The following is a 9,390-nucleotide window of genomic DNA, read 5'->3' as shown; positions in this document are numbered from 1 at the left end:
TCCACGATGAGGGTCCGGGCCCGCTTACGCCGGTCCTGCCAGAACCAGAGCGTGGTCAGCAGTACGGCCAGCCCGGCCAGGATGAAGACCCAGCCGACCGCCCGTACGTCGATCCACCAGACGTTGGCTCTCAGCGCGAAGGTCAGGATCGCGCCGATCGCGATGAGAAAGATGCCGCTTCCTACACCCATATGCGCTGCACTCCCCCGTGCGGTGGCTCTGGGCGTTCCCTTTCGAGGTCACGCGACGGTTACCCGTCACGACGCCGGCATACCCGGCCGGGCTGGCCCAATGCGTGCTCACGCTGCCCGCAGTGCCAGCCACCGGTGCGACACCGCGATCAACGCCGCCGGCGCCAGGGGCGTCCGCCCGGAAACGGCGGCGGCCGGCGGGGGCAGCGAGCCCTCGCCGGCCGTCGGTGTCGGCCCGGGTGGTGCGACCCGGACCGTCAGCCGTGCCGTGGCACGGTCAGAAGGCCTCCTCCGGGAGGTCCATGATGTCGAGGTCGGCACCCTCGATGATCCGCCGGTCGGCGCCGATGCGGGGCAGTACCTCGCGGGCGAAGAAACGGGCAGCGGCCACCTTGCCGGTGTAGAACGCCTTGTCGCTGGTGGAGACCTCGCCGGCGAGGGCCTTCAGCGCCACGTCGGCCTGCCGCTGGAGCAGCCAGCCGACGACCAGGTCACCGATCGCCAGCAGGAAGCGCCGGCTGCTGAGCCCGACCTTGTAGAGCGCCCGGGTGTCACCACCCTGTGCCTCGCCCAGCCAGCCGGTCATCACGCCGAGGATGTTCTGGACCTCGGCCAGGGCCTTACCGAGCGCCTGCCGCTCCTCCTTGAGCTGGCCGTTGCCCGCCTCGGAGGAGATGAACTCCTGGATCTCGCCGGCTACCGCCATCAGCGCCTTGCCGTTGTCCCGGACGATCTTGCGGAAGATCAGGTCCAGGCTCTGGATGGCGGTGGTGCCCTCGTACAGAGTGTCGATCTTGGCGTCGCGGACGTACTGCTCCAGCGGGTAGTCCTGGAGGAACCCGGAACCACCGAAGGTCTGCAGCGACTCGTGCCCGAGCATCTCGTAGGCCCGCTCCGACCCGACGCCCTTGACCAGCGGCAGCAGCAGGTCGTTGACCCGCTTGGCAAGCTTGGTTGCCTTCTCGTCGCCGGCAGCCTCGGCGATCGCGACCTTGTCCTGCCAGGAGGCGGTGTAGAGGACCAGAGCACGAAGACCCTCGGCGTACGACTTCTGCAGCAGCAGCGAGCGACGCACGTCCGGGTGGTGGGTGATGGTGACCCGAGGTGCGGCCTTGTCCGCCTGCTGGATCAGGTCGGCACCCTGCACCCGGCTCTTCGCGTACTCAAGGGCGTTGAGGTAGCCGGTGGAGAGGGTGGCGATCGCCTTGGTGCCGACCAGCATCCGGGCGTACTCGATGATCATGAACATCTGCCGGATGCCGTCGTGCTTGTCACCGAGCAGCCAGCCCTTGGCCGGTACGCCGTGCTCGCCGAAGGTCAGCTCACAGGTGTTGGAGACCTTCAGGCCCATCTTGTGCTCGACGTTCGTGGTGTAGACGCCGTTGCGCTCACCCAGCTCGCCGGTGGTCTCGTCGAAGTGGAACTTCGGCACCACGAAGAGCGACAGGCCCTTGGTGCCGGGGCCACCGACGCCCTCCACGCCGACCGGGCGGGCCAGCACGTAGTGCACGATGTTGTCACTCAGGTCGTGCTCGCCCGAGGTGATGAAGCGCTTCACGCCCTCGATGTGCCAGGAACCGTCGGGCTGCTGCGTCGCGCGGGCGCGGCCGGCACCGACGTCCGAGCCGGCGTCCGGCTCGGTGAGCACCATGGTGGAGCCCCACTGCTTGTCGATGAAGAGCTTGGCCCACTGCTTCTGCCGGTCGGTGCCCTCGACGTGCAGCACGTGCGCGAAGGACGGGCCGGAGGCGTACATCCAGATGGGGGCGTTCGAGCCGAGCACCAGCTCGGCGAGCGCCCACCAGAGGGCCCGGGGCGCGTTGGTGCCGCCCAGCTCGGGCGGCAGGTCCAGGCGCCAGAACTCGGAGTCCATGAATGCCTGGTAGGACTTCTTGAACGACGCCGGCAGGGGCGCGGTGTGCGTGGCCGGGTCGAACACCGGCGGGTTGCGGTCGCTGTCCGTGTAGCTGGCGGCGAGGTCCTCGCGAGCGAGACGGTCGAGCTCGGCGAGGAAGCTGCGGGCGGTGTCGGCGTCGAGATCCGAGTACGGCTCCTGGCCGAACGCCCGGTCCGCACCGAAGACCTCGAACAGGTTGAACTCAAGGTCCCGCAGGTTGCTCTTGTAGTGGGTCATGCTCGCTGGCCCCGCTTCCGGACAGGTGTTACCGATCAGTAACCCCAACTGTATTACTCGCGGGTAGCCAGCGACAAGCGGATCACACAAGTGACGGCGATTACACAGCTTCGGGCCACGCGGGCGAGATCAGCTCTCGGCGGCGCCGACCTCCCAGCTCGGAACCGCCGCGGCCGCACCGGTGCGGGCGCCCACGTACTCCATCAGGACCAGCGCGATGTCGTCGTCCAGACGTCCGTGGACCCACTCGATCAGAGCCGTCTCCAGCGAGGCCAACCCGTTGGCGACCGTGCCGTGGCCGAGCAGCCGCCACGCCCGGTCGGCGGTGGGGAAGAACTCGCCGTCCCGCCGCGCCTCGCCGAGTCCGTCGGTGAAGAGCAGCAGCCGGTCCCCGGGCTCCAGGCGTTCGACCCGAGGGCGGACCACCGGCATGAACCCGAGCGGAGGCGCAGGTGCCGGCGGTTCCAACGGGATCACCGCGCCGCGACGCAACAGCAGGGGCGGCGGGTGTCCACAGTTGACGATCGTGAGTGTGCCGCCGCGCTCCTCGACCAACGCCGCGGTCACGAAATCCTCGTCACCGACGTTGCGGGCCACCGCGCGGTCCAGGTCGGCGACGACGGCCCGCAGGTCGGCCCGCTCGTACGCCACGTGCCGGTACGACCCGAGGACGATGCTCGCCAGTCGGACGGCGTCCAGGCCCTTGCCGCGCACATCCCCGATGATCATGCGGACGCCGTAGGGCGTGTCGATCGCCTCGTACAGGTCACCGCCGATCTCGGCGGTCGCGGTGGAGGAGATGTAGCGACCGGCGACCGAGAGCGTGCCGACCTGCGGCCCGAGCGGGCGTAGCACCGCCTGCTGGGCGACCGAGGCGAGCCTGGTCAACTCGACGATCTGCTCCGCCTGCCGCTGGCGCACCGACGTCACCGCCACTGCCAACCCGGTGGCGAGCACGACCCCGAACACGCTGACCGAGGTCTCCAGCGACATCTTCGGCTCGACCAGGGCAAAGGCGGCCCCGACCACTGTCGCTCCGACACCCACTCCCAGCACCACCGGCCAGGAGGCCAGCGCGGCGGCCAGGAAGGGTACGGCCGCCAGCAGCGCGACGTAGTGCGCCCAACGGCCGTCCGCCGCCTCCACCGCCGACACGATCGCGAGCAGAACGAGGGCCGCGCCGAGGCCGGCGCGGGATCCGGGGCTCAGCGGGCGTCGGCCCGGCTGGAGGAATCGCGTGGATACGAGGGACAGTTTGCCTGATCCTCGTGAATCGGTGAATGAACCTGACCCGTCGTCCGAGGAGGTTCTGACCGGCCGGGCCAATCGGGCGACCAAATCGGCGTCACCCGCGCCGCTCAGCCGAGGATCTCGTAGCGGACGGTGAGCGCGCCGACGTCGACGGAGGCGATGGTGGCGAACGCGGCCCGGGAGAGGTCCAGGCAGCGGCCGTCGATGAACGGGCCCCGGTCGTTGATCCGCACCACGACCGACTTGCCGTTGGCCGGGTTGGTCACCCGGACCTTGGTGTTGAACGGCAGCGTCTTGTGCGCGGCGGTCAGAGCGTTCGGGTTGAACGACTCACCGTTGGCGGTGAGCTGCCCGTCCGAGTAGAACGAGGCACCACACGAGCCGCTGTCCAGGACCTTCGCCGCCGCCGTGGTCTTCTTGGCGGTCGGGCTCGGCTTCGGTGACGCGGTGCGGGCCTTGCTTCGGGAGGCGGCCTGCTGCGAGCGGGTGGCCGACGGGCTGGCGGACGCGCTCGGGGAGGCGCTGGCACTCGGAGAGACGGCCGGCGAGCTGGGGGTGAGGCTGCTGGCGGCGGTGGTCGGGGTGAGGTCCAGGGTCGTCTCCCCCGACTGGGCGGAACCGGAGGTCAGCTGCACGGCACCGAACGTGCCCCCGACGGCGAGGGCGACGCCGACCGCAGCGGTGGCCACGATGCCCGCCGGAGAGGAGAAGATGCGGGTACGGGAGTGCCTGCCTGCCACCGGCCGGTCCTTTCGTCGACTGAACAAACCGGGTCGGACCGTAACGAGAGAAGTACTTCCGAAGTCAACGTGATCATAGTGGTATGCCCGTATTTGCACCGATACGTATAGCCGATCATCCGACCCCGGGTGGGCCGGCCGGCCCGGGTGCCGACACGTCCACAGGCCGTACCGGAGGATGAACGGATGCCCGCTGAGCTGACCGACCGCCTGGCCGCCCTGTTCCGGTGGATCGACCCCGGCCCGGGCACGAGTCACCTGGTCAGCGACATCTCCGGTTGGTGGCGGGACCCGGCGGTCCTGGCCGAACTGGGTCCGGCCCTGGTGGCGCCGTACCGGGCCGCCCGGCCGACTGTGGTGCTCGCTCCGGCGGTCACCGGGCTGCTGCTCGGGCCACTGGCCGCCACCGCACTCGGCGTCGGCTTCGTGGCCGCACACAAACCCGGCGACGGGCGCCTGCCGGCCGGGCCACTCACCTGGGCGCAGAGCCCACCGGACTACCGGGGTCGACAGGTCGACCTGGCCGTACGGGACCGGCACCTCGGCCCTGGCGACCGGGTGCTGGTGGTGGACGACTGGGTACGCACGGGCGCGCAGATCCACGCCCTCTACGACATCTGCGCCGCACGGGGCGCCGAGGTGCTGGGCGCGGCCGTGGTGGCCGTCGACTGTCCGCCCGAGGTCGCGGCCGACCTACGGATCGTCGGTCTGATCGACGCCGCTGATCTGCCGGCTTGACCTGAAGCGCGGTTCAGCTTTGACGATCGATGCATGAGTGACGGAATTCTCGACGAGGCGTACGAACGACTGCACCGCACCGGCCCCGAATTCGAGGGGTGGCTCTCCAACCACGGGCCGATGGCCGTCGAGGCGCTGACCCGACACGGGCACCAGCAGCAGGTGCACCGCTGGCTCGACGGCTACCTCGGCCGACTTGACGAACTGCCCCGAGGGCTGCACCCGATCACCGACTGGCGGAGCGCGCTGGGCGACGCGAAGCGGGCCGGGGACTGGCTGGCGTACTTCGACCGACAACTGCGCGAACACCCGTGGCGCGACGTGCTCGGCACCTGGTGGCCCCGACTGCTGCCGGGCATCGCCGCCGGCGCCACCCACGGTGTGATCCGGGTCGGGCACGCGGTACGCGCGCTCGAAACGGACGACAAGACCCCGCAGCGGCTCACCGAACTGGGCCAGGCCCTCGGCTACTGGGCGGCGCGTTGGCAGCCGGTCCCGGGCGCCGACCGGATGCCGACCAACCTCCCCACCGACCCGTCCACAGGCCCGGAGCAGGTGGACGTGGACGCGGCGCTGGCCGGGCTACCCCGGATCGACGACCAGAGCGGGGGCGTCCGCGACCGGTTGAAGCGGCTGCCTGGCGTACCCGGATGGGAGCCGGCGCTCGCGGCGCTGCGCCCCGCGCGGAGCCCCGCCGAGGCGGCGAAGGGCCTCACCGCGTTGGTGCACCGCGCCGGCCTGGACTACCTGCGCTTCGGGCACACCGAGCCGGTCATGCTGGTGCACGCGGTCACCGCGCCGACCGCCGTGCTGCGTACCCTGCCGGCCCTGGACCGGGCGCTGTGGGCGCCGAGCCTCACCGCGGCCTGGGCCGCGACGGCGGCCATGACCTCGGTGTACGCCCCAGCCGACGGCATCGCACCGCCGACCGTGACCGCCGTGACCCCGGCGGAGGTCTTCGCCCGGGCGGCTCGGCACGGCGACGAACACGTGGTCAAGCTGGCCGACGCGGTGCTCGACGCGCACGCGGTCAGTGGCGACGACCGCCTCCTCGCCGCCCCCGGCTACGCCGGGCAGATGATCTGACCGATCCCGAGCCGGGCCGGGCACAATGCGGCGGCGGTACGAGGCGCACTGGCCTAGCCTCGGCAGGATGTGGCCTCGGATCGGTGAACTGCGCACCCTCGCCCTCGGCACCCCCGGCGAGCTGCGGACGACCCTCAACACCCTCGTGCTGGCCGGCGTGAAGACCGCGACGGCCGGCCGGCTCGCCGAGTACGCGGAGGAGGGCGAGGAGTTGGAGCACGTCGGCGAACGGTTGGCCCTGGTCGACGACGACGACGCGCTGGCCGGCGTCGTGGAGATCACCGGCGTCGAGATCGTCCGTTTCGCCGACGTGCCCTGGGAGTTCGCCCGGGCCGAGGGTGAGGGGGACCGGTCGATCGAGGAGTGGCGGGCCGGGCACGCGGCCTACTGGGCGCGGCTCGGCACACCTGTCGACGACGACAGCCAGATCGTCTGCCTACGGCTGCGGCTGGTCTCCGGCGGCGAGGGCGGCGTGGCCAGCGGCGACCTCGGCACCTGACCGCCGCCTCAGCCGCGCAACTCCGGCAGCAGTCGGGTCGCCACGTCCGCCAGCACGTCCTCGTCGCCGGCGTACCAACTGCTGGCCCGCGGCCAGTGCGTCACCACGTCGGTGAAGCCCAGGTCGGCGGCGCGGCCGACCTGATCGGCGAAGAACTGCGCACTGCTGAGTGAGAACACCGGCGCGGAGTCCATCGACAGATACCGGTCCAGGGTCGCCGGATCACGGCCGGCCTCGTCCAGCGCCCGGTCCATCCGCGTCGACAACGCCGAAACGCTGCCCCACCAGGTCTCCAGGTCGTTGTCGTCACCGGTGCCGGTGGTCACCCAACCCTGGCCGAACCGGGTCACCAGCCGCATCGACCGCGGCCCGTTGGCGGCCACCACGAACGGCACCCGCGGCTGCTGCACGCAGCCGGGATTGTTGCGGGCGTCCACCGCGGCGAACCACTCACCCCGCCAGGTCGTGCCGTCCTCGCGCAGGATCAGATCCAGCAGCTCGGCGAACTCGGCGAACCGGTCGACGCGCTGACGCGGCGGCAGAGTCTCACCGCCCAGCACGGCCGAGTCGAAACCGATGCCACCCGCGCCGAGACCGAGCAGCATTCGACCGTCGGAGACGTCGTCCACAGTGGTGATCTGCCGGGCGAACGCGGCCGGGTGCCGGAAGTTCGGCGACGCCACGAGGGTGCCCAGCCGGATCCGGGAGGTGACCGTCGCAGCAGCGGTCAACGTGGCCATCGAGTCGAACCACGGGCCGTCGACCAGGTCCCGCCAACCCAGGTGGTCGTACGTCCAGGCGTGGTCGAACCCCCACTCCTCGACCTGCCGCCACCGACGCTGCGCCTCCGCCCACCGCTGGTCCGGCAGGATCACGATGCCAATCCGCATGATCGCCAGCCTAGACCGGGGCACCACCGGGGCCAGGTCGCCGCTAGCGTTCGATCATGGACCTACGGCCCGCGTTCCTCGTCCTGACCGGCCTCGGCCTGCGGATCGAGGCGGACATCGCCGATCGCCGTACCGATGGCGGCCACCGCCTGGCTCGCGCCGTACGCCTCGTACCGGCGACGCGACGCCCTGCTGTGGTTGGTCGGCCCGGGTATCTACGTCTTCTCGGTGATCGCCTGGCGGCTGGCGCTCGCGCCCTACCGCGACTGGAGGCCCCGACCGGAGGAGTTGCCCCGGGTGCGCTGGTCCCGCGACCCGGAACACGCCGGAACGTGGTACCTGGCCGAGCCGTTGAGTGACGTGGATCACAGTCCACTCCGGTAGGGTCGTTCCGCTCGGCTCCGACCCCTCGGCGAGCGGCACCGGGACAGGTGTCCGCCAGAGGAGAGGACCACACGCGATGACGAAGGTGACCGCACAGCTGTCGGTGTCGGTGGACGGGTTCTACGCTGGCCCACTGTTCGAGGGCGACGGCAACTGGATGGACTCGGCGGAGAGCGCCGGGTTCTTCCGGGTCACCCGCTGGGCGACCGAGGTGTCGGCGTGGCGTGAACGACAGGGCTTCACCGGAGGAGTGCACGACACCAACTCCCAGGTGATCGCCGAGACCTTCGAGGCGGCCGGCGCGTACGTGATGGGACGCCGGATGGCCGACGGCGGTGAGGTGCCCTGGGGTGACGAGCCACCGTTTCGCGCACCGGTCTTCGTCGTCACCCACCGCCCCCGCGAGCGTTTGCTGCGGCAGGGGGGCACAAGCTTCACCTTCGTCACGGACGGGGTGGCCAGCGCCGTCGAGCAGGCACGTGCCGTGGCTGGCGGCAAGAACGTCGCGGTGGCCGGGGGCGGCAGCCTGGTGCGGCAGGTCCTCAAGGCGGGTCTACTCGACGAGTTGGAGCTGCACGTCGTACCGGTCGTGCTCGGCACCGGCCTGCGGGTGTTCGACGCGGACCTCGACCTCGCCGACAAGGAGGCGATCGAGCTGACGCCGACCCGCGTCATCCACACACCGGAGGTCACCCACATCCGGTACGCCGTGAACGGTCGAGCGCCACTGGTGCTCGACGATCGGGGCAGCACCGGCGGCCCGACGGTGACCAGGTGACGCAGTCGTTGCGGGTGCAGTGCTTCAACGTCTCGCGCGACGGGTTCGGCACCGGCGAGGGGCAGAGCCTGGAACGGCCCTTCGGCCACGCCGACCCCACCCCGCTGTTCTCCTGGCGGGCAGCCACCGCCAGCTTCGTCTACCGCACCGAGCCCGGCGGCAGCCGGGGTCTGGACGACTACCTGACCCGGGACGCCGAGTGCAACATCGGCGCCGAGATCATGGGCCGCAACAAGTTCGGCCCACAGCGTGGCCCGTGGGAGAACCATGACTGGCAGGGCTGGTGGGGGGACAATCCACCGTTCCACACGCCGGTCTTCGTGCTCACCCACCACGTACGTCCGTCGTTCACCCTGGCCGACACCACGTTCCACTTCCTCGATGCCAGCCCGGCCGAGGCACTGGCCCAGGCGAAGCAGGCGGCCGACGGCCGGGACGTACGCCTCGGCGGTGGAGTCGCCACCATCCGCGAGTTCCTCGATGCTGATCTGGTCGACACGATGCACATCGCCGTCGCGCCCGTCGACCTCGAGCGGGGCGAGCGGTTGTGGGACAGCCCCGACGACCTTCTCGACCGCTTCCACCTGGAGTCGGTGCCCAGCACCAGCGGGATCACCCATCTGCTGTTCTGGCGACGATGACCGGGAGGTTCACAGATCTTGGACAGTTTCCGTTCAGGCTGAACGGAAACTGTCCAAG

Annotated in this window: 11 protein-coding genes; 6 read left to right on the top strand and 5 right to left on the bottom strand. The window is 70.6% G+C overall.

The annotated features are described in order from the left end of the window. From ACWCO3_RS25745 to ACWCO3_RS25730, 4 genes are all read right to left on the bottom strand, one after another. Nucleotides 1-191 (bottom strand): DUF6458 family protein (locus ACWCO3_RS25745; RefSeq protein ID WP_450012451.1); only part of this gene is annotated, 191 nt, incomplete at its 3' end. Between the two features lie 277 nt (nucleotides 192-468). Beyond that, nucleotides 469-2,325 (bottom strand): acyl-CoA dehydrogenase, encoded by a 1,857-nt coding sequence (locus ACWCO3_RS25740; RefSeq protein ID WP_145778239.1) that lies wholly within the window; start codon nucleotides 2,323-2,325, stop codon nucleotides 469-471. Nucleotides 2,326-2,454: 129 nt separating this feature from the next. Continuing rightward, nucleotides 2,455-3,579: a PP2C family protein-serine/threonine phosphatase gene (locus ACWCO3_RS25735; protein ID WP_450012453.1), complete on the bottom strand. Its 1,125-nt coding sequence runs from the start codon at nucleotides 3,577-3,579 to the stop codon at nucleotides 2,455-2,457. A gap of 104 nt (nucleotides 3,580-3,683) precedes the next feature. Next, nucleotides 3,684-4,316: a septal ring lytic transglycosylase RlpA family protein gene (locus tag ACWCO3_RS25730; RefSeq protein WP_450012448.1), complete on the bottom strand. Its 633-nt coding sequence runs from the start codon at nucleotides 4,314-4,316 to the stop codon at nucleotides 3,684-3,686. Nucleotides 4,317-4,502: 186 nt separating this feature from the next. Between ACWCO3_RS25730 and ACWCO3_RS25725 the strand changes: the two genes are divergently transcribed. From ACWCO3_RS25725 to ACWCO3_RS25715, 3 genes are all read left to right on the top strand, one after another. Then, the gene (locus ACWCO3_RS25725; protein ID WP_450012446.1) at nucleotides 4,503-5,054 is read left to right on the top strand and encodes a phosphoribosyltransferase family protein; all 552 of its coding nucleotides are present in this window, start codon (nucleotides 4,503-4,505) and stop codon (nucleotides 5,052-5,054) included. A 33-nt stretch (nucleotides 5,055-5,087) separates the two neighbouring features. Next, complete coding sequence (locus ACWCO3_RS25720; protein ID WP_358075347.1) at nucleotides 5,088-6,140, top strand: questin oxidase family protein; 1,053 nt, start codon at nucleotides 5,088-5,090, stop codon at nucleotides 6,138-6,140. 67 nt (nucleotides 6,141-6,207) lie between these two features. Then, the gene (locus ACWCO3_RS25715) at nucleotides 6,208-6,639 is read left to right on the top strand and encodes an ASCH domain-containing protein (protein ID WP_423436396.1); all 432 of its coding nucleotides are present in this window, start codon (nucleotides 6,208-6,210) and stop codon (nucleotides 6,637-6,639) included. An 8-nt stretch (nucleotides 6,640-6,647) separates the two neighbouring features. On the opposite strand, the gene ACWCO3_RS25710 is transcribed toward ACWCO3_RS25715, so the two are convergent. Further along, nucleotides 6,648-7,529, bottom strand: coding sequence for an LLM class flavin-dependent oxidoreductase (locus ACWCO3_RS25710; RefSeq protein ID WP_358162397.1), 882 nt, complete (start codon nucleotides 7,527-7,529; stop codon nucleotides 6,648-6,650). A gap of 135 nt (nucleotides 7,530-7,664) precedes the next feature. Between ACWCO3_RS25710 and ACWCO3_RS25705 the strand changes: the two genes are divergently transcribed. From ACWCO3_RS25705 to ACWCO3_RS25695, 3 genes are all read left to right on the top strand, one after another. Next, nucleotides 7,665-7,913, top strand: a complete 249-nt coding sequence (locus ACWCO3_RS25705; RefSeq protein ID WP_450012442.1) for a hypothetical protein — start codon at nucleotides 7,665-7,667, stop codon at nucleotides 7,911-7,913. Nucleotides 7,914-7,989: 76 nt separating this feature from the next. Then, on the top strand, nucleotides 7,990-8,691 hold the full coding sequence (locus ACWCO3_RS25700; protein ID WP_145778246.1) for a dihydrofolate reductase family protein: 702 nt from the start codon (nucleotides 7,990-7,992) through the stop codon (nucleotides 8,689-8,691). After that, a complete protein-coding gene (locus tag ACWCO3_RS25695; protein ID WP_358050185.1) occupies nucleotides 8,688-9,332 on the top strand; it encodes a dihydrofolate reductase family protein in 645 nt (214 codons plus the stop codon). The genes ACWCO3_RS25700 and ACWCO3_RS25695 overlap by 4 nt, the downstream gene beginning before the upstream one ends. Nucleotides 9,333-9,390: the final 58 nt, after the last annotated feature.

Source organism: Micromonospora sp. NPDC002411 (assembly GCF_053592955.1).
Note: the sequence above shows the minus strand (reverse complement) of the source record. Positions and strands in the feature narration are given on the sequence as shown.

Bases quoted from the DNA above. Each gene is read 5' to 3' on its own strand.
- ACWCO3_RS25705 (WP_450012442.1), top strand. From the start codon at position 7,665: ATGGCGGCCACCGCCTGGCTCGCGCCGTACGCCTCGTACCGGCGACGC.
- ACWCO3_RS25715 (WP_423436396.1), top strand. From the start codon at position 6,208: ATGTGGCCTCGGATCGGTGAACTGCGCACCCTCGCCCTCGGCACCCCC.
- ACWCO3_RS25720 (WP_358075347.1), top strand. From the start codon at position 5,088: ATGAGTGACGGAATTCTCGACGAGGCGTACGAACGACTGCACCGCACC.
- ACWCO3_RS25725 (WP_450012446.1), top strand. From the start codon at position 4,503: ATGCCCGCTGAGCTGACCGACCGCCTGGCCGCCCTGTTCCGGTGGATC.
- ACWCO3_RS25740 (WP_145778239.1), bottom strand. From the start codon at position 2,325: ATGACCCACTACAAGAGCAACCTGCGGGACCTTGAGTTCAACCTGTTC.
- ACWCO3_RS25710 (WP_358162397.1), bottom strand. From the start codon at position 7,529: ATGCGGATTGGCATCGTGATCCTGCCGGACCAGCGGTGGGCGGAGGCG.
- ACWCO3_RS25700 (WP_145778246.1), top strand. From the start codon at position 7,990: ATGACGAAGGTGACCGCACAGCTGTCGGTGTCGGTGGACGGGTTCTAC.